Below are 23944 nucleotides of genomic sequence, written 5' to 3' on the forward strand. Positions count from 1 at the left end.
ACGCCGCATGTCGCCGGCATCGGTATGCTTGCATCCAACTTGATCCCCCCTAACAGCCACCGATCCGTCCGACGTCTCAAGACGTCGGACGAAAACAGCATGCCGACGTCGGAGACGTCGGGCGACTTGAGAGGCGACCGTGGTGGAACGCCATTCTGGCCTTACAGCAGATTCGCAAAGGCTTCGTCCACCGCACCCAAGCGATCTTCACTTTCTTCGCCTTCGGACGTTTCATGACTCTCGGCAATCAAATCCAAGAAGTCCTTTGGCTCGGTGCTTGGCATCGAAGTGTCCACCACCTTGGTGGGCGTCTCGATTTCGTGAACCGGTTCTGAAACATGCAGCGTCGTTGATTGCGAAACCGCAGACTGCGCCAATGGCGAAAGCTGAGGAATCGCTTCTCCCGATCCCTGGCGATCCGAGCCTTCGCTACTGGCTTGTGGCCCCTGCAACGACAACTGATTGATCACCTGCAATGCATCGAGTGCCGAAATGATATCGTCACCATTCACGTCATAGTACGCCGGACCACGATCTGCTGCGGTAACCGGAATGCTAGACGTATTGTTCGGAGCCAGTCCGATGCGGTTAATGATCAACAACGCATCAAGTGTCGTCACCGTGCCGCTGGCGTTGACGTCATTGAAACGAGTCGGATTCGGATTTTGCAATCGGAACGCGACCACGTTGAAATGGATCGTCGCCGGTTCACTCACACGTCCAGCCGAATCGGTGATCGTAACCTGCAGCGAATCGGGGCCAAGATGTCCCACGTTGGCCTTGTACGAGATGGTTCCATCCGGGTTGGCCGTCGCGGTACCGTTGGCGGGTCCCGAGATGATATTCAGACTGGTCAAATCAAGCTGGCCTTCGACCGGTGTCGCGGCCGCCCCGACATTCACGATCGTGGTGTCCTTGGACGTTGCCACGACATCATCAAAGTCGGGCACGATTGGCAATCGGCTCGTCGTGATGATGACCGTCGCTTGCTTGCTCTGTTGTCCCAAATTGTCTGCGACGGTGTATCGGAATTCATCCTGACCATCGAAACTGGCAAACGGCGTGTAGACGAGCGTTCCATCCTCTTCGACCGACAACGCGCCCGACTTCGGTTGCGAGGTAATCACGATGCTGGTCGCCACGATCGTACCGTCGACATCCGTATCGTTATCCTGCGGGCGGAAGCGGGTTGGCCCGTTCGCATTGATGATGACGGTATCAGGATTCAAAACCGGAGCATCATTGATACCTTGAACCGTGACCGTGACTTCGACCGGATCGCTTTCAATGCCACTGGCATCCTTGACCGAGTACAAGAACGTATCGATCAGGACATCGCCCGGCTTCAAACGTTGCAATTCAACCGCAAGCGTTGGATCGTAAGTGATCTGTCCATTGACAGGGTTGTAGGTCAAACGAGCTCCCCGTTGTGTGGTGGAACTTGCCGGCAACACGACCGTCAACGATTCCAATGGATTCGAAGCCAGATCCGGATCCACATCGTTGCTTGTCAAATCAATACTGTCGATCACGACAACCGCATCCTCATCGGCATCGAGATTATCGGTAACCGCGATCGGTTTATCGTTCACTTCATCGATATTGATTCGCAAGTTTGCCACTGCGGACACCGCGTCAAGCGAATCGATCGCACGCACCTGAAGATCCGCAAACCCGCTGGCGTCTTTCGCAGGTTTGAACTGCAGCACTCCGCCAGCGTCAATCGTTGGCAACGTTTCGAACAGTCCCAACGAAGCGGTGGGAACGGTCACTTCGAAACGCACCGATTGACCCGATTCATCCGCCGGTCCTGGCGAAATGTTGGTGGCCCATACTTGCGAGTACGGATCACTGTCCTCATCGACATCGACTACGGCACCGGCGGTAAAGGTCGGCACATCGTTGACCGCTGCGACACGAATCGTAAACGTCTGGGTCACGGATTCATTGTTGTGCCCCACCGAAGCGTCGGTCGGATCGCCATTATCTTGCAGCGTGACTTCAAACGTGGCATCTCCGTTGGCGTCTGCTGCCGTGGTGTACGACAAGCTCGCCGTATTGCCCGTGATCGTGACGGTCGGTGGGACCGCGAACAACGAGGCACTGCCGCTGATCTGGTTGAGTACAAACGACACGTTTTGAGCCGGGTTTGTGCCATCGCCTAGCAATTCGTCGGTCGCTTCATCCGGGCCGGCTTGAACGCCGGTCGCCCAGTTCGGAACGACCACGGGGCCTTGATCTTCGACCGAGTCGACATCATCGGCACCGTTGAATTGCGGTGGATCGTTGACGCCACTGACTCCGATCGTGACCTGGTTGGTGACCGATTTGAAGTCATTGGTAGCGACGCCACCGGCCCCCAAAGCGACGGTGACTCCATCATCCGAGATCGTGTAAGTAAACTTGTCCGTTCCGGCGAAATTCAATGTCGGGGTGTAACGAAGTCCGATCACCTCGTTGGCTGCGTTGAGCACCGGAGTGATCGTACCGCCACCATCGGAAGTCGCTGGATAGGGCGAAGCCACATCAATGGTTTGGCCACCACCGACAAGTGTCGACGTTTCGTTATCGGGACCGACCCGGAAAAAGTCCAACAAACCAGGCTGGTCGGCCGCATTGCCAACAAACGGGATGACTACCGAACCGTCTTCGCCAACAACATAAGTCAAATTCGGAGCGTTGCTGACCTTCACCGGAGCATCGTTGACCGGTCGTACGTTGATGGTCATCGTGACTGGCACGCTTTGGAACAAATCGCCGCGGGTTGCGGTATCGGTGGGTCCATTGTCGGACAACATGACCGTAAACTTGAATTCACCAAACACGTCCGGAGCCGACTGGTATGTCAAACGTCCTGTGGGCGAGATCGTGGGCACCGTTGTAAAGAACGCATTGGCATCAAACCCAATCGGTTGGACATCAAAGGCAAGCGTTTGAGCCGATTCATCGGTTGCAGTGGACCGAGGCCCTGCACTGATGTTAAAGGCGAAAGCATTCTTCAGTGTCACCCCGGCATCTTCAGCCGACTCGACACTTAGCGACGCCGTTTCGAATTCTGGCCGATCGTTAACGGGACTCATTCGCAAACGGACTCGGTTGACGACCGCTCGCGGATCTTCGAATAGCGTCCCTTGCGACAACGAATACGTTTCACCGGCAGTCGGATCTCCATTGACAATCGAGTTGTCGTTCACTGAATAGGTGAACCCATCATCGGCTCCGATCGCCGAGTTGTAGTTCGTCGGCGGAACATAATTTAGTCCAACACGTTGGCCGCCTTGGAACACTTCGGTCAAGGTTCCACCACGCTGAGTCGATCGTGGGAAACTCGCAAGCTGCAGAACCTGTGATCCGCCCGGTGCTCCACTGGCCTCGTTATCCGGGCCGACATTGAAGACATCGAGCAGCCCCAGTGCAGCAAATCCGTTAGGCGGATTCACGGCACCTTGCACAAGCGGAATAAAGTACGCAGTCGACGCGTTGCCACCGGGCTGGGTGTTGTCTTCACGCAGCGTGTACGTGATCGTGCCATCGGTCGACACGGAGTAGGCCAAGTCGGGATCGGAATTCGAGACGCCCGCTGTGTTAACGACAGCGAGGTTCAGCCGCGGGGCATCGTTAACCGGCTGCACATTCAACGTGAAGGTCACAAAGTGGGACGCCGGCACGAAACCAGGCGTCGATGGATCGAGGTCCGTCGCCTCGATCACAATCGTGGCGGTACCGACCGCATCGGGTGCAGGGAACACCGACAAGGCACCGTTGTTGGCAACCTTTGGCGGCAATCGGAACAAACCTTGTGGCACGCTTGACAACCCCGGCACGAAGGTAAACTGCACCGATTCTCGTTGCAATTCGTCCAGTGCGGTTGACGGCCCGGCTTGGATGTTTTTCGCCCAATCGGGCACAACCGTCTCACCGTTGTCATCGCGTTCAAGCACATTGACCACTGGCAAGAAGTCGAACTCAGGAGGATCATTTTGCTCAATCGTCGTGATCGTCGCGTTGGCGTATGCCGATCGCAGTGAACCCGTGTCCTGAGTCACCAACGGATTCGAACCAGGGATCGTTACCGCACCACGGTCTTCGATCATGAATTCGAATTGATCATTCGCGGCAAACGGCGAACGACGGTTGTAATCGACGCTCGGCGTGTAAGTTCCGCTGACAAATTCGCCGTTGACGAAGGTAAAGGTCAGCGTTGCGTTGGTCAAAGTGGTACGTGTCACCGTTCCATTGCCACCGGTAAGTCCCGGTTCGTCAATCGATCCGTCCACCAGCATCGGTGCCCCAGGGACACGGAAGGCAACGACACGCAATTCCTGTTCACTTTCGTTGAAACTCGGATTGATCGCAGCATCAAACACTCCCTCGACCGCGTTTCGCAGCAATTGCGTCTTGTCGAATGTCATACTCGCCACTGGCAACGGGCTTAGCAGGTTGCCATCGCTGTCGCGTTCAACCGCTTCGGTCACCAAATCAAGTGTTTGGTCGGCTGCCCGCGGAACATCGTTGACCGGAGTCACGTTCACCGTCAACGTTTGCACCGAGATCTTGGCCGTTCCGCCGGGCGCATTATCCGATGCGGTCACCAGGTAGACCTGAGTGCCGAAAGCATCTGGGTTTGGCAACAACGTCAACCGACCAGTCGGCGAGATGGTCGGAGTCGCACTGAACAAGCCAACGTCGGTCGACAACAACTGCAAACTGAACGTAACCGATTGCCCCACTTCATCCAGTGCAGTCCCAGGTCCCGGAGCGATTCCCGTGACAAAGTTATCTTGGCTGATCGGAGCATGATCACTCGCTTGGTCTTCAAGAATCGTGATCTGCGATGGCATCACGAACACAGGCGGATCGTTGTTTTCAATCAGCCGGAACGTCATGCTCGATGGCAGTGATCGCTCGGGTGTCAAGAAAATCGGACTCGCTGGACCGCCGGGAACCGTGGTTCGCCCGTCGTCTTCGACCACGTATTGCAAGACGTCGGTCGGATCAAACGGAGTCAATCGGTTATAGTCCACTGCGGGACGATACTTGCCGGTTGTAAAGAATCCATTCGCATCGAAGCTGAACTCGAGTTCACCGCCGGTGACAGTCAGCTGAGTGACGGTTTGTCCCTTGAACAAACTTCCATCAATCGTGATGGTCCCCCCCGTCACCGGGTCTTCGATCAAGAACTGGACGACACGAAGCGTTTGCTCGATCTCGTTAAATGGCGCGGGCACCGAGGAAGCGAAATCGCCCGCGGTCGCTGGGATTTCCGATAGCGTACTGTCGCCGTTGATCAGCCCTGCGGCATCAAAGTCGATTTCGACAGCCGGATCAAGCGGATCGCCGAACTTATCGAGTTCCACTGCTTCGATTTCAGTGAACGAGCGAGGATAAGTAACCGGAGTATCGTTGACCGGTGCGACATTGATGGTAATCGTCTTGGTCAACCGCGCCGCGCCTTCGGGTGCTTGGTCATTTGCCGTGACCAGGTAAACCTGAGTTCCGTAGGCATGCGGATTCGGGAACAACGTCAAATCACCCGTCGTCGCCGACAAGGTCGGGGTTTGAGAGAAGATCCCGTGATCGGTTCCCACCAGGACTAACGATTCGAAGATGACCGATTGACCGTGCACGGCACTGTTTTCATCCAACGCGGTCACGGGGCCGGCGAAGACGTCCGAGACGAATCCTGACACTACAACCGGTGTTCCCAATCCGTTTTGGTCCTCCGTCACGTTGACTTGAGCCGAATGATTTACTTCGCCAGCCATCGTGAAAATTGGCGGATCATTCTTATCCAACACTTGGAACGTTGCCGTCACCGCAGCCGATCGCAGCGTACCGAGATCTTCGCTGCGAGCCGGATTCGCACCGGGAACCGTGACATTGCCACGATCTTGGATGACAAACTTGAATTGTTCCGTCGGCGAGAACGGCGTGCGTTGGTTGTAGTCCACCGACGGTGTAAAGCTGCCGCTAACGAACACTTGATCCTTGAACGTGAAGGCAAAGGTTCCGCCGCCGCTAGACACGCGGGTGATCGTTTGCTCGGCTTGCGTCAATGTCGCCCCATCGATGACGATGCTTGCGCCGCCGGCACCGACCATTTCGAACCGCACGACATCCAATTCTTGTTCGCTCTCGTTGAACAGCGGGTTCAATGAGCTTGCGAATTGCCCCTCGACCGCGTTTTGCAACAAGCGATCCTTGTCGAACGTCACCACAGTCGTCGGAAACGGCGAGACCAGATTTCCAAACTCGTCTCGTTCAATCGACTCATCCACAGGTGCAAACACCTGGTCCGCCGCCACGGGGGCGTCATTGACCGGATCGATTGTGATCGTCAATCGGCGAATCGTTTGTTGATTCGCCGGCGAAGTGCCTCCGGTATCGGTCACCACCACGTCGTAAACCGCCACCCCGAATGCCTCGGGCGTGGGTGTAATCGTCAACGTTCCGTCGGCTTGCAGCACAGGCGTTGCCGCCATCAAGCTATCAGCGCCAGGAACGATATTGCCGGGCACGCTGACCGGAACCAAGGTGATCGTTAGCCCTTGCTGTGCTAATTCGTCCAGTGCCGTGACGCGGCCTGGCAGGATCACCGAGGCTGGATTATTGAACAGATCCAAGGTGATCGTTGGTGCGTCGGTCGGTTCGATCTCAGCAACATGAATCGGCAGATTGTCAAAAGCAGGGACGAACGGATTGTCATTACGTTGGTTGACCTTCAAGGTCACCGTCGCAGGTTCCGAGAACTTGCTTGGCAAATCGACGATGGTTGTCGATCCAGGAACGGATGTTCCCGCACCGTCGTTGTCACGAATGATGAATTGGAAGACTTCGTTGATGAAGTTCGGGGAAACATCGAATTCAGCTTGCTCGTTGTAATCGACCGCAGGCGTGTAGGTGCCTTCGGTGAAGATACCGTTGACGAAGCTGAATTGCAGCAGTCCGCCGTTGCGCGTCGTTACCGGAACGATCGCGGTACCGACCGGGTCGGAAACGTCGTTGACGATCACATCCGCATCGCCAGGATTCGGGCTTGGAACGATGAAACGCACGACATCAAAGGTTTGATCATCTTCGTTGTAAGGCGTGCCGAGTGCCAAATCAAATTGTCCCGGCAAACTTCCCGCCATCAGCGAAGCGGCATCAAAATGAATCTTAAACGCAGCGTCGCTTGTCGATTCACCCGCGTCCTCGATTGCCTCATCGACACTAAACTCCTGATCCTGAGCGACCGGTTGGTCATTCACAGGATTGATCGAAATGGTCAACTTGCGAATCGAAACCGCATTATTCGGAGCCACATTGGATCCACTATCGGTGACGATAATGTCGTAGACTGCCACGCCAAACGCATCGGCGACCGGCGAGATCGTAATGTCTCCCGTGGCTGTCAGCAGCGGATCGGAGCTCATCAATCCGGCAGGCACCAGCGAGTTGCCTCCCAGATCAAGTGCGGGCTGCACGACGATACTGACAAGACTCTGCGATGCGAGTTCATCGAGTGCCGTTAGCGGCCCCGGTTTGATCTCGACGCCAGCCGCGGCATACAAGTCAAACGTCAACGAGGGTGCATCGGACTGTTCACGCTCATTGAAGGTGATCGAATTGGCATTGTAACTGACATTCGTCCCATCCACCGTCGTGGTCGAAGTATCAAAGTCCGGGATAAAGGGCGAATCGTTGAATGCCGAAACGCTCAACGAAACACGGGTCGGTAAGGATCGAGCTTCGCCAAGATTTGGTAGATACGGAACGTTTGGCGGCAACAACACCGTCCCATCATCCGAAACGACGTAGTTAAAGAACTCGAGCGGATTCGCCGGATCGGCTTCGTGGGGAACCAACCCGTTGTAATCGACCGCTGGCTCGTAGTAACCATCGACAAAGGCTCCGGCGGTAAAGTTGAACGACAAGACACCTCCGCTCGGAGTCGTCATCGTCAAAGTTCCTGTTCCGCCGCTGCCAGCGAGGTCCGTTAGAACGTCAATCGATTCATCAGCATCGGTGAATGCGACCACCCGCAAAGCTTGATTCGATTCGTTGTAAGGATCGATTAACGTTGGATCATCATTGCCTGGCAATACTGGATTGACACCGGACATTTGCAGCAGGAATTCTGCGTCAAACGCGACTTTGCGATTGATTCCGGTGGGGGTACCATCGGAATTCAGTTCGACCACTTCGTCGACCAACAATTCACGTGGGAACGCAATCGGATTGTCGTTCGTAGGTTCGACAAAAATCGTTACTACCGCAGTGTCCGTCAGCGGGGTAAGCGAACGGAGACCATTGATGTCTTCGTTGATCCCCACATCTTGTGCAGTGTAGGTAAACGTATCTTCGCCGTAGTAATGATCGGGCGCGCGGTAGGTGAACGTGCCGTCATTGTTGAACGTGACCGTGCCGCCAAGTGCAGTCGTCAGAACCGTGCCTGGATCGGGTATCGTCAACGAACCATCGTTCAGATTGGCATTTTCATCTGCTGCACTCGCACGCGCATTGACGTCGTTAGAGAGCAGGAAGTCAATCGGAATGGTGAGTGATTGATCCTCGGTAGGAACCGGAACCGGTTGCCCCAGTCCTGCCCAGTACGACAACCACCGCGTGGAACTCTTGTCGATCGCATCATCATTGGCAATCGGATCATCATTCTCAGGCCGAACGTCAAATGAAATCTTGGCGGTATGGGTCAAGCGACCGTTGACAGCGTCGAAAACACCAATCTCGTCATCGGCACCACCGTCCGTCAAGACGTTCGGGTCATCGGATTTGCCATCATCGCTGATCGTGTACGTAATCTCATCCAAGATGTGCGGATCGCCTACTAAACGCAAGTTATCGCGATTGAGATCTTGGTTAGCTTGGTACTCGAAACTGACCAAGAAGATATTTGCCGGATCGGAGGTATCAAACGTCGCAGACAAGATTTGTCCTCGCGACGTGGCGATCGGAAAATCACCGACCGGCGTGGTGGAATCGATCGTAGTGCCGCCGACATGCAGCGACACAACATGCAACACTTGGTCCGATTCGTCCCAAGGCGCTGTCGGCGTCACCACAGGGTACGAAGGCGAAGCGTCGGCCGTCGCGTTGGCCAACAATTCAGACTCAAGCACGGTTCGAGGTGTATCTTCGAGCATCACGATCGTTTGATCGGCTGCTCGCGGAGCATCGTTGACCGGTTGGACCTCGATTGTCACCGTCGCAAACAAAGTCGATGACAGCATCGAATCGATCGCACTTTGCTGCGTCGCCAATCGATAAGTGAAGGTATCGATTCCAACAAAGTCAGGCAGCGGTGTGTAAGTAAAGTCACCGGTCGCCGAATCGAGCACCAAAGTACCATTGGAAACATTTTGCCCCAGCAACACGGTCACGGGCGTGATGACCAGAGGACTGATTACGTCGTTATCGAGTACCGATGGAATGACATCGGGTGCATCATTGGTATCGAGCGTGCCATCTTCGTTGATCGTATAGTGCGTCGATGGCGATGCTGGGTCATCGACAGGCACAGGCAGAGGGGCGTTGAGAATCTGTACTTCATAATCTTCGACTTCCCCGCCGACGGCCAACCCGGTTGGCTGCAATCCGCCTTCGGGTGAAATTCGGAAGCGAGCCCAAGTCCGTTTGTCGGTCGTACCGGCCGGTGTTTTGACGTTAAAGATGGTCGGATTCGTCGCGTCAGTGACCAAAACATTGTCAATCACTTTTTCCAACGTTGGATGGAACACGCCGTTTCCATCAAAGTCAATCCAAGCGCTAACGTACCCCGTGCCGGTAACGCTGACCGGAATCTGAGCGCCGGCTGGATCTTGAGGATTCAAGAAACCGAGAATGTCGTCCTTATTGGTCGTCGTGCCAGTGACTCCTGGCTTCAGGAACACGATGAAATCAGTGGTGCCGTCGTTATAGACACCGACGTTCACACCGTCTTCGTCATCACGATTGAAGATCTCGATCGTATCAGGACTTCCCGCAACCGCTTGCACAACCAAGGAATCGCCAGCAGCGTTCATTTCCGCATTGATTTTGGCGATCAGCTTCGCAGCGATCAAATCTGCGGTATCGGTTGCCGCAAACCGCACCGGAATATTTCCGACCCCCGGAGCGATGCCCGCCGGAACCAGTTCGAACTGTTTGGCAACGCGTCCGATATCGATCGAGACAACATCCCCAGCGGATGGCGGGTTGGCAAGCGAATCGATGCGGATGATCGTGCCGCCGGTTGCCGTGGCATGCGTTTGGATATCGAAGATCGCTGACGCACTTGGCGAAGTTGCGACCACGGTCGCCGGCGCATCATCCATCCCGCCGGTGAGCAGCGCCGAGTCATTTTCAGAGTCGACATAACTACCCAGTCGTGGCGATGCATTGTTGATGATCGCGTGACGAGCAGCGTTATTCGCCAGCAGCGTGCCATACACATTGGCGCTGCCGGCTAGTTTGGCATCGCCGAAGTCCAAAGGCACTTCGGGCAGAATGATGGTGAACTTCGTCGTCCCATCGGCTTGATTGTCGCGCAACGCATTGCCCGCGTTATCGGCGATCACATTGTTGTCGAATGTGATCTCGTAAACGCCTGCAGGTTCCCACAGATTCGAAAATGGCGTCAGCCGCAACTCACCCGTCAACGCGTTGTAGCCAAGCGTAAAGTCAACACCTTCAGTCAACGTGATGTTGTTCCGACGAACGGTAATGGTCGATGGATTGACCGAGGCTGGATTAATTCCCGTCCCTTCAAACGGTGCGTTCGGCCCCGCACCGTCATTCAGCAAGAACACAAACGAATCCACAATGGGATTATTTAGATGCACCACGGTGAGGTTGGGGTCACGGTCCTCACGAAGCGTGTTGGCATAATCGATCGGGTCTAGGAGCACGACAAAGGGCTGTTCGAGGTCCGAGCGATCGACCGCACCGCGGTCGACAAACACATTGGAACCACCTCCGCCAGGATTATTGGACGAGTTGATACGCAACTGACCAAAAACATCCAAACTTGGCGCATCGATGGTTGAGATGGCAATTCCGAGCTCGGTTTTGAACGTGACATAGTCAAACCGGTCTTCAAGCTGGTTCAGCGAGCTGTCGAGCGCTAACGAGGTGCCAACGAGGTAGTAATTGTCATTGGCAGCATCCACGAACAACGGCGTTCCCGCAGCTTGAACGATGGCATCTGTTCCGGTTGGCCCGTTGGTTCCATTGTCTTGGAAATAGTTTGAACGAATCACGACAGGCTGAGCTGTGGTACTTCGAATCCCTGTGCCAAAGTCCGTAATGATGTTATTCATCAAAGTCGGACTTGAATTGTCGGCAATATCGAACCCGATCCCGCCGCTACCATCGCCAACAAGGGTGTTATTGACAAACCGGCCGAACGGGACGGGACGAGTGGGATTGACATTTGCTTCACCGGCGAACCGAATCGCGGAATCGCCCACGATGACATTATTTTGAACCACGATTCCCGGAACCAAACGGTTGGAATCGACGGCCGGGAAAAGTCGGTCCACTTGAGGGAAATGGATGGTCGAACCGGGGTGTGGCATTCCACCACTGACTTGTTCGGTCCCCGGTTGAACATTAATACCGAGCGTTCCTGAGTCACGGATCACGTTAGAGTCGACAATGAACATGCCCTGAGCTCGCTCGCGGTTTTCGTCCCCCAGCAGTCCGGTTCCGCCCTGCAAAACCTGAATATCGTCGATAAACGCCGCGTCGGTTGCCGAATTGACGGGGGTACCATCAGAGGACGCAAACACCCAACTGAAAACCGTATTCGCTGGATCCGTGAACGGGAAACTGACGACACGATAGCCGGCGTCACCGGTTGCAAACGAAGTGTCAGCGTTGCCACCGGACTCATCGCCTCCGGTTGGCAATAACGCTTGGGGACGACCATTGATCAAAAATCGCAGACCGTTATCGCCATTGGGACTCGACGTGCGGTATGCAAATTGAATCACACCGGCGCCGGCTCCAACGCCGCCCAACTCGAGCGGAGTCGCCTGATAAACGCTTAGCGGCCGCACGCTCAGCGAACCTGACTTCAAACTCTGCGTGCCAGTAAAGGGCTGGTCCGTCGACGGTGCCCAAGGCGAAATTGCGATCGCCGGGATCGCCTGACCTTGGATTTCGATCGCTGTGGGCGTCCACATGAAGCTTCCGTCGGCAGGCTCAAACGCCGTGGTCGCGGTCGATACGACATCGAGCGTGTGGTTGTCATTGGTATCAAACGTGGTGCCGATGATAACAGGCGCGGCTGTCGCATCACGCAAGAATGCGTATTCACCGGCTCGCCGGATCTCTAGCTGATAAGGCCCCGACAAAATATCAGGTAGAGCAGTTGGGTTGTTATCGTTGGTTCGACCGCTATCGAGATTCGTGATGCCACGATCGGTGTTACCCGCGGGTCCGGTTACCATTTCGCCCCGTTCCGCGAAACCGACGATGATATCGTCAATGTAGAACCCTTCGTATTGGTTGTCCTGACTACGGATCGATCGGGTTCCGTTCTTGAATTCGCCAAAGGTCGAATCGGTTCCGCCAAGCGACGAATCGTCCATTGCTCCGGCAGTACTAAAGTCAACTCGAATCTGAATATTCGGTTCACCGGCAAAGGTTGACATATCAACCCGCGCCTGACGCCAATTCCCGGAATTATCAAATAGCTCTTGAACGATTTGATGATTCTCGGCACGTGCTGCTTGGGCGTTCAATCCGGCATCCGACAAATGCGAAAGGAAGCCAGGCAACTCGGCAAAAGGTCCGCTCGTATTCGCCGCACTCAGCTCTGAGTTATTGGTTGCCACCAATTCCCAGGTAACACCGCCGTCGCGGGATGCAAAGACGCGTGCACTATCACGGAACGGATCGGTGCCGTCATTGTTATTGCTTGAGCCGTCGTCGTTTTCGGTTTCCAAGAAGTAATTGAAGTACAGCGTGGGCCGATCCTTCGCGTCCGCGCCCGCAAGTGAAAAATCACTTGAAACCAAACTTCCCAGTCCACCCCCAGGGAAGTTGTAGGAGTTGCGGATGTCGGTGTTGCTGCTAAGGTCGGCGTGCTGGACCGTCGTGCGAATGCCTAATTGTGCGTTCGTTCCCGCACGATAGTTGATGTAGCTATCGCTGTTCCTGGTGGGATCTTGAACCCATTGTTCAAATCCAAAATGGAAACTTAATCCACCATTGGCTTCGTTGACGTCGCGATCGTCTGCCGCATCGCCAGGGTTCGAAATCGTATACGCTTCATTTCCTGGGTTCCGGCTATTGTCGTTAGCGTTGTTCACGCCGTGACCGGCATCGTCAGCCCGTTTGGTCGTGGGGTGCCAAAGGTTGAAATCCAATGGTGAAAACGCAATTCCGGTCGGAGTTCCTGCCATCGCAGTGACGCGACTGACAAAGTCATCCGGCACCCCATCGCCTTTAATACCATCGACGGTCACGTTGGCGGTTCCGCCACTCATTTGGAAATTGTCCACCTCCATTAATATCTGATCGGCGCCCCCCAAGGCGTTCGTGAACTGAACCACGACGCCGGCGCCTTGCAGATCGCCGCTGACAAGAACGTCATTGTCTCCAATGGTGGACAATCCCACGATTGCGTCCCGAACACTCAGCACGCCGTCGACGTCGGTGACGTGCGAAACCGATACGGGACCTCCGTTAATGACGGTATCCGTCGAAGCCTGGATCGAGTTACCATTAATGATTTGAGTGATGACGACATTTGGATTGGTTCCACCCGTAAACGCGGTGCCGCTGGTGATATTACCAATATTGGTATCCTCAAGTGCCCCATTGAACTCGATCGTAAAGGTGGCGCCTGGCAGGTTCCCGCCACCGGTGACGGTCACATTTCCTACGCCGATACTACCGATACCTTCAAGTGCCGTCCGTACTGCCGCGGCATTGGCATTCCAGGCAATATTCGAGGTCGTGCCATAGCCTGGAACGTCGAGTGTGAACGTTCCTCCGGTCGGTCCGCCACTGATCGACAATTGTTGACGTTCGTTATTAACGAGGTTGTCATTGACGACGGTGATCTGTGGCAAAATGTTCTGGTTGCCAAGCGTATTGGTGAATTCAATTTGAATCGGAGATCCCGGAAGTGGTCCGCCCGTGACAACCACATTGCCGGGACCGATGTTGGGAAGCAATTCAAGCTCAGCTTGAATCACCGCAGGAGTCGCATTGAAATCGAGATCGCCAGTGTTTTCACCATCGTATTCAAGTTGGAATGTGCCGCCGACAATCAACGAATCTAGCGTGACCGATTGCACCTCGTTTTTCATCAAGCCCGAGGTGTCCGACGTCAGCTCCAACAAGTCCTTCTTACCCAAGTTATTGCTGAACTCGATCGTAACCGTTCCACTCGTGTCGCCGGTCAGCGGCCCATCATAGATCGACACGGTGATATCACCGGATGCAATCGACGGCAGCCCGCCAAGTGCCGCGGCAACCTGCGCGGCCGTGGCGTTGTAGGCGATCGGCGCGGTGGTTTCGATGTACCGAACAACTTCGTCCGCGTTGTGAGGTACACGTTCGGTCCCGTTGATTGCGCGAATCACATTGAATTGATTGCCCGTCCGGCTGACAACTCGAAGATCTTCATTGCCGATGCGAATATTGAACGAGCCCGTGGTCGGGAACGGCGCATCCGTTTCCACCGTCAGCGTGTCGCTGACGACCGTAGCCACTTGCGGATCGTAGTGAATGTCGATCGCAGTTCCATTGCGACCTCGCACCACTGTCAACGTGTTTGTGCCCGTGTTGACATTGGTAACCAGCATCTCTTCACGGTCGACTCGAATCGTAAACGGAGTCGCCGGGAATACGGAACCGTCGAACACCTGCAAACTCGTCGCTAACGGGCTGGCAGCAATTGGCGCAGTCAGCGCACTCGAACTTGGCGTCAACACTTCGACCAAACTGCCAATTTGGTGCGATGTTGCCGAGGTGCCGAGCTCAGCACGCGACACGGTTAGTTGGTCAACAACGAGGTCCACCGCGGTAACGAACATCACTTCGTCATCAATGCGAATGCTAAACGGTGCAGGGGGGAATTCCGAAGCATCCACCACACTGAGCGTTGTCGAGAGATTGTCAATACCAACGAATCCCGTCCCAAAAACGGGAATCACACGAACGGGGCTACCAAGATCATGTGCGACCGCCACCGTACCGTTCTGAGCGCGCGTCACCGTTAGCCGATTCAGAGTTGCGTTAACATTAGTAACTAACAACTCTTCATTCTCGATTTGAATCTTGAAGGGAAGAGAGGTCGGGAAAATGTCTGCATCGATCACTTCGATTGTGGTGGCAGAAGCGGTGATGCTAGCTCCCGTCGTGCTGATTGCATCCGGCAACACACGCACTTGAGTCCCAATGTTGTGGTTAGCAATCGTAGTTCCGTTTTGAGCCCGGATGACCGTCAACTCGTTCGTGACCAAATCAACCCCAGTCACCTCGAGCTCTTCTCCACCAATAAGAATCGAGAAATTTGTATTCGGATAAATCGAGGCATCGACGACTCGCAGCGTCGTGCTTGCCGGATTGTTATCAAGCCCGACTACGGGTGCCCCGGCTACCGGAATCACCTGAACTTGACTCCCTGCAAGATGCGTTGCAGCGGTCGTCCCATTTTCAGCGCGTGAGATCATAAATTCGTTATTGACCAAATCCACGGCGCTGACCAACATGTCCTCGCCGCCAACCCGAATCGGGAATGGCGCGGCAGGGAAAACACTGGCGTCATCGACTTCGAGAAAGAGTGCCGTCGGACTGATATCGAGAGCCAGTGGTGAACTGAATGTCAGATTACTACTGGCGCTCAGAAGGTCGGTTACCGTCAACGCGGAACTTGCGGTCGCCGACATCGCGGTTGTCAACAGCGACGTCGTTACTTCAGCAACCGTCGCGGTATCAGGGTGCGTCGTCGGAGTCGTATTATGAATCCCGCGTGTCACGGTGAACGAATTCCCGACACGCGAGGTCACCAACATCTGCTCGTTTTGAATCTGGATCACAAACGGTGTCGCTGGCCACTGCTCGGTGAACGGTTGATCCGAAACGTTTTGTACTTGAATCGTCTGGGACGTTCCTGCGACAGGTGCTGTCAGAATGGGTTGCAATAGAGCGCTGACGGCACCCTGATCCTTCTCGAACGACAACGTGAAGTTACCCGAGTAGGCATCCGTCGAAATCGTCTGTTCTTCGTTCACACTAGCGGTGTAAGGTGCATCCGCTTTAATAGGCTCGGTCGTCTGACGCGTCACTCCGTTATCAAAGGTCAACGTAAAGAAACTATCACCCGACGGCGCACCTCCCACGGTCACGAGTTGAGTGCCGTTGTCCGATTCAAACGCGTAAACAGGATTCCCGCTGGAATCGAGCGCAACCACCTCACCACTGCTGGTAACAGCAAACAGCGTATTAGCGTAGGCACCGTCGTTGACGTTTTGAGGGCCGAGTGCGAGTCCTTGGAAGCTAAACGGATTTCCAGCGGAATTAAAGACTTCCCTGCGATTGATCACCAAGCCGTTGTCGGGGTTGATCTCAAGGAATTCCCCTGCATTGGTAACGCCAAAGAGATTGCCGTTACTGAGGAAATTGTCGAAAGAAAGTCCTGTGACTCGTCCGGTAACCGGCCCAATCGCCCCGTCGTCTCCGCCTACCAACGGAATCGTCACGACCGTACCATTGGCCAGGAAATTGCGACCGTTCGTTCCCGTGTTACCACTGGTGATTACCGCGGTGATCAATTCACGAGCATTCACATGATTGTTAATCACATCGGCGATATCGCCTGCGGTCGGACCACCGTTGATAGCACCGTTATTGTCACGGGTGTAGCGAATCCGCAAATTGACCACCGGATTTGTCGCAGCAGAGTTCGATGCACTTGTAACCGTTGCACCGGCGCCGCTGTTCACTTGCTCATAAGACACCACGACCGAGACGTCATTCCCACGATCACCGGGCAATTTGGAGCGAAATTCGATCGTAGTGGAATTGACAGGATTGGCAGAATCACGCACTAAAAAAGTCTCGGATGCGTTCACCACATTCGTACTTTGGATATGCCCTAGGTATCCGTAGCGAGGTTGGCCACCCGCAGCATTTCGTGGCGATGCATCTCCGTTTTCACGTGCGCGATATAACTTGGATGTACCATCGGATTCACGCACGGAGTAATAAACGTTATAGGTCGGCACCGGAGCACTGGACGGTCCCGTGGTACCGGTTCGCTCGAACGTAAAGGCATCCACGTCATGCGAAATCGTGAACTGGTCTAATTGATCCGAAACCGCTGGATTGGCGTTGGTGTAGATATTCGTATTGGGGGTAGTGCCATTGCCAGGGATGTTATCGTTTTGCACCGAGATGAACGAACCATCAGTGGGATCGATCTTCACCAATTGCCCAACGGTCCCGACACCATTTTCTAATCGGATATAACCATACATCGCACCATCGCTACGGATCACGATGTCTTGTAGATCATCACGACCAGACCCCACATTCTGTTTCAATCGCGTGAGGAAGTCCTGAGTCTTTAGGATGCTGGCGGTGTAGAGATTGTCATCGACGGCGTCGAATCCTGAATCGGTCGAGACGTAGGTCACCACATCGGATAAGTCAAACGGGATCACATGGCTAGCGAGACTGACTTCGTCGGTGACGTTAAAAATCCCGTCTGCCTCGGTCGGTACAACGCCAACCCCTTGCGAACGATAACCACTAATGCCGATATGGTCTTCGACGATTCGCGTGACCGAGTTGACCGGTTCAAGCCGCATTAATTGATTGGCTTGGCTTGGATCGGCCTGAAACGCTCCCATCAACGCGGTTGGTAATTGCCGATTGCTCATCACCGCAACATAAAAGTATTGATTCGCAGCAACAGGCGAAAGATGAAACGGCCCAATGAACGGATCTTTGTCGCCCAACGAACCACGACTTAAATCGTCGACCGACGGATCGCTTCCAACCGGTTGGTCGCTATCGACATTGGATTCGCGACTGACATAAACCAATCGTCCTGCATTGTTATAGACCGCCACAGTCGTATCCGCACGAACTGCTTTGTCGGCATAGTCCATGTCCAGCACGACCGACACCGTTCCCGGACCATCATTGACACCCGAGATCGTCTGAACGCCAACATGGTTCAATTTGAATCGGTACCAATCGATATCATTGTTGTCAGAAAGAACGCCAGACAAGCCAATCGCGGCCATGTCTGTTTCAAGCAAATTAACCAGTGTTTGAGCTTCAGCAAAGTCATTGTTGTCAACGCCTAGCTCTCCTGCTTCGGCGATCAATGGACTGTGTGCGGGAAGACCGCGAACATCAATCGCGGTGGAAGCGAAGCGGATATCGGAATATTGCACGGTCGACCCAGGAAATTCATCCTCTTGCTGAGTACGAATTTGCAACTGGTATTGCCCGCTGCTTTCACCGGCAAGCGTGGCGATCGGATTGCTGCCGGGTAAGGATCGTACCCGCACAAAAAAGACCCCTTCGCTACCGGGCACGCCTGGCAACCGAAAGTAAAGTCCCGGATCGCGGAAATTGTGGCTATAAAAATCGCCACCCAAATTCGGATTTTGAGTCAACGTTGCAGAGTTCAAATTCCCAGCAAAGGCTGGATTCGATGAGCGCACCGAACGGGCAAGTACGGTTCCGTTAGCGTTGACGATTTCGACAACCGCATCCAAAGCGGAATCGGTCCGATCGACATCGATCCAAACATCCGTTCCGGCGACCCCACTGAAACTATACACATCGACGTCAGTGGGATCATCCGGGCTGATATACCCCTGAACTTCAAATCCTAAGCGGCGGTTCTCATCACCGCTCTTTTCATCGGGCGCCAAATTACCGAGAAATTGTGCCGATGGCCGATTTTCGTTAATTCCATTTCCGGCGGTAAGCGGATTTTCACGCTCACGGATGATGGCAACATTTCGATCGTTGCTCCATTCGTCAAAAACCATGCCACGCCAGTCACCAGGGCTACCCGTTGACGGACTGAGCGTGTTGTTGGTGTTGGTCATTACCGAACCATCTGTCCCAAAACCTGCACCGACGCTGTCGTCTCGCAAGCTTGTCATGACGACGGGATGCCCCGGCGTTCCCAGCACATGAATCGATCCTCCGATTCGATCGATCATCTCGAGCGGCGTTCCAGTCGCCGTAAATCCAGCGCTAGGCCCGAACAACTTAATTACCAAACTCTCCGAATTGCTACTTTGCAGACGCAATCCACTGACATGATGATGATTATCGACCGTAATCGTGCTGTTGAGCACATGCACGATATCGGTATCGTCCCAGATCCCTTCGGTGGTTAAGATTTCACCCCGCACAAACATTCCATTCGTGCTGTTATTGTCGAGCCGATTCAGACGCACCAAAGGACCAAAGTTGTCATCAAACTCGCTGTAACGATCCGCCGCTGCGGTGCTGCGACCATGGTCGATCCTGTTTTCGCTATTGAGCGAGTTTGCATTGATGTGGATTGCGGCTCCCGAATTGTCGACGATGGTATTGTCGACAATGGTTGGTTGGCTGCCGCGAACATAAATCACGGCATTCGCATTTTGGCCGCGACCGGAACGATTGCCCGAAGCGCCTCCTCCGGCATTGTCCTTCAAAACGCTGTTCGTCAGCCGAAGATCGGCTTGATGCACCTCGATAGCATTAAAGTTAGCCGACACGCCTTCGATCGGTGAATCACCCCCTGCGAACGAGATCAACGCATGATCGATGCTGCCAAAGGAGACTTCGCCAAAGAACAAACCGGACCAATTCCCTGGGGCACCGACGGTGGATGGATTACCATCGGTATCAAATGTCCCGCTACCACCGTAGCGATCATCAAACAACGACGTGAAAATGACAGGCCGGTTTTCGGTCCCTTCGGCAATCAATGCCGACGCGCCGCGTTCAGCTTCGATACGCGCATTGCTCAGCTTTACGACTACCCCTGGATCAATCATCAATCGTCCTGCGGCACGCGCATCACGTGCTCCGACCGCATTAATAAAGGGTCCACCTGGATTGCCCGCAATGATCAAGCTTTGGGTAAGAACGTGGGGAATATCGACATCATCAAAGCGTCCCGGAACGTCGAGTCGATCGATCACCGAACCACTTGCAATTTCGACGCGAACAAATAACCCGTCGATGCGGTTATCAGCCAGAAAATTGCCATAGATATCGGGACCGATTCGGTCCAGCGAATCGTCGAAACTATCAGGGCTCGCGGAAATCGCCGCATTCTGACTATTGGAAATGTGATTGAAACTAAGCGTGGGTCGCGCATCGACAATATGAATCGACGTGAATGTCAAAGATTGCGAGTTCACGGCAACCTTACCACCCCCATTGTTAATATCAGCGTGGTTGACGTAGCTCAGGAAAATCCCACGATCTTCGAGGTCCGAATCATCTCGGATGACGATGCCGCCAAAATCACCGGACGCGGGAGTGCCAATGCCGTCGGAGTCACCTCCGAACGCATCGTTATGGTACGACCGCATGTAAACGGGATTAACGGGTGTGCCCAAAACTTGAATCGCAGATCCAGCTCGACTAATCCCGATCGACGAGGTACCAATATCGATATTTGCTTTACGCAATTTGATCAACGCACCGGCATCGATCATTAGCGTAGCGCCTTGAGGCACCATCAAATCCAACCCGTCACGTAACGCAACACCTGAGTTGTTTTCGCCGATCAAATAGGGCGTGTTGTCGTTGAATGTCGACAAATTACCATCGAGTCCACCGTTGCCAACGATGCGAATCAAGTTCGGAGCAGCCAACAGTGCCGGTGTGTTCTCAACATCTAACGTGTCGATATTCGCCAATTGGACAATTCGCCCGTTTTGCGAAACCGTGACCCCCGCACTCAACCGCCCGCCCGACTTCGCACTGTTGATCGCAGCTGCTATCGTCGCCGCGACGTCCTCCGGAGTCGTGGCCGCACTGATGTCAATCCGATCAAGACCTACGGTTCCAAACGTCAATGTCAACTCAGGATTGATACCATCATCAATCGTGATGATGTCTCCAGTGCTGATATCCGCAAGTGCGTTTTTGGGCACGACAATTCGGGTCGCTGCTGCCGTTACTGCACTACTGATGGTATCGAACGGATCGAGTAGCGAACCGTTACCGTCAGGAGCGGAAAGATTCGTATCGTTCGCACGATCAACAAAAATCGTGGTGCCAGGACTTGCGGATTGGAACCAGAACGAATGGACACCGCCGGGAGTGCCATCGCCGTCGCCGTCAATAAGCGTGCCATCCGAATCTCGTAACGCTGCGTCCCCACGGTTGGCTTCAAACGATAACTTTAGTTCATAAGCTCCATCAGTCGTGCCGCCGCTGCCGCTGTCAGGAACGCGTGGATCGTAATCGTCGTTGCCAGTGCTGGACACTCCGACAAAATAGATGCCGGGCTGAAGGTCCACTTCAAGAAATGCATCATGTCCAAAGTAATGATCATTCTGGACAACCAACTCGACCTTGCCGCCAGTCGTTTGGCGATAGAGTGTGAGGACACTGTCGAGCATACTTGGGTTACTGAGCCGCTCGGCAATGGCTTCCGCTTTAAATTTCCCAGCATCTTTCAACTGAAACTGATAAAGATCAATATCGGTGCTGTTGGGCGGCACGATTCGCTGCAGGTGAACAATATCGTTATCGCCCGGCAAAACTTGTCCTGGCACCGCAATCTTGCTCATTGTCGCCGGCAGTTCATATGCATGACCCAATCCCAACGCATGCAGTAGTTCGTGCGTCATTGTTTCGGTGAAGCCATCGCCATAAGTCGACAATGCTGGAAACTCAAACTTGTTTACCGTTACCGCCCCCCCCGTGAAAATTCCAGCCACAGTTGAGGTCGGACTTAGGTGAGAAGCAACAGCTCGCAAATCCCCCTTACCCACTCGAAGGCCCGCATTGGGTGCCGAAGAATCGACCTCGATAAATTCATAGCCTGACTGACTGGCCAAGACATCAAAAATCCCACGAACAATCTCACGTTCCCGCGCGGTGATCTCATTGGGATACGAAACCCCGTTAGAGTCGGTGCCAATATTGGCAGGGAAGTTGTAGCGGAAAACGGTGATGGGTTGCGGTGTGCTCAACGCTGTACCGCTGGCACCGATGTGTTGTTCACGCTGGATTTGACGATGCCCAGGCTCATCCTGGCTACCTGGATAAGGCGGCAACGGCACGTTTTGGGCCGAGATGGTCGAGGCGACTTTCACGCCTGCGGCACCTAACACGCCCAGCTTCGTTGCGTTATTAACCGAAGAATTATCGTCGGACACCACGGCACTGATATTCGATTGAATCTCCAGTCCATAAGATCCTGTGCCGGATGCACTGGAAATCTCAACCACATACTCACCGGCCGCAAGAATCGGCATCGAATTCACGACGGCACCGACCGCTCCTGTGGTAGCTGCGGCCACCACGGTCGTCAGATCCGCGCTCAACACACGAACGGTCAGCGCCATACCTGCATGGGGCGAAGCGTTAATCGTCAACTGGCCAGTTGCATCGATTTGCACTCGATAGCGATCTACGTCGTTGGCGTCATTATTAAGCCCGTTCGCATCGCCAAGAAAACCGTCTTTTGTGTAACCGCTTTGAATCGTACCGCTATTCGCAAATAACGACCCCACATGAATGGCACCACCGTTAGCAGTTGTGCCATCTGCAGAGTATCCGACATCCAAACGATACGTCCCTTCGGGGATATCGCTATCAAACGTCAACGTTACCGTGGAAGCTGCGTTATCGTACGCCGCTGTGGCCGGAACGAGCGTGACGTCGTCTGCGGTCGACAATGAACCCGCGGTGTCGACGAGTCGGAAGAATTTTGGATCGTTCGCGTCATCCGAATCCAAGGCTTGACCATCGAAGTGAACAACGATGGTGTCCTTTTTCTGACTCAGATCGCCATTGGTCAACCGCTCAATCGGTTGAGGCACTACAGCCACGACTTGAGCACCGCGATCGAGCCGAAATGGCAAGGCATAATTGACGCCGCTATTGAACGCTTCGCCTGCGTTGTTCTCCAGTACAGCTGCACCGGCACCGATGATCTCGATGCGATAGGTGTCATCGGGGAACGAATTCAAAACGGCCGCGGGATCGCTCAGGTCGTCGGTGGGATTGTGCGATGCGGAACTGGCAGTCCGGAACACGATCCGCTGCAACTCTTCGGGATCGGTGCTGCCGGGTTCGTCGAGTCCCACATACCCCAATGCAATCCGTTGTTCGTTACCATCGCCGAACGTTCCGTCGCCGCCACTGCGAACCAAACGCACCGTATTGGCGTTGATCGTGGACTCGTTCAGATCCGCGCCTCCCTTGAACAACAAATTGAACTCGCGAGGTGCGACATTCAACGTATCACCCGACTGCAACAGAGCTCCTGCGTCCGGCCGAATCGCAATCAATTCGGGCCCCGCCAACAGACGACGATCTTCAAGTTGCTGGGTCAGCATCTTGCGTGACTGGTCGCGATGAAGTTGACTTTTTCGGGAAGATCGACGAAGGGCTTTTTTTCCGAGAAACGCGCGAAAAGGTCGGAGGGTCATAGATCTATTTCCGGAGGATCAAAAATTGCGGGGGGGGCTTTTTTCGAGACGAGATGATGAAGCACTATTACAACATATTTCGTGCACTATAGAGTAATCGGGTGGTTTAAAAATCCACCATTTGATTCCTACAACTAAAAAAAAACGTGTAATTGATTCACATGCAACTCGCCGCTGATGCAGGCCAAATCACGAAAGTTCCCTTAAACTAGAAACTTTTCTCGCTTTTCTTTTTACGGCAAATCACGAGCCGCTCGAGACGTCCCGTGCCTATCCCCCAATCGTGTGTGGATAAGATGACACACGACGGA

The 23944-nt window shown here is 54.1% G+C and carries 1 protein-coding gene; it reads right to left on the reverse strand.

The window, feature by feature from the left end; genetic code table 11:
- Positions 1 to 161 precede the first annotated feature (161 nt).
- Positions 162 to 23540, reverse strand: a complete 23379-nt coding sequence (locus ABD971_RS06195; protein ID WP_345320415.1) for a tandem-95 repeat protein — start codon at positions 23538 to 23540, stop codon at positions 162 to 164.
- Positions 23541 to 23944: the final 404 nt, after the last annotated feature.

The organism is Novipirellula rosea (assembly GCF_039541335.1).
Lineage (GTDB): Bacteria > Planctomycetota > Planctomycetia > Pirellulales > Pirellulaceae > Novipirellula > Novipirellula rosea.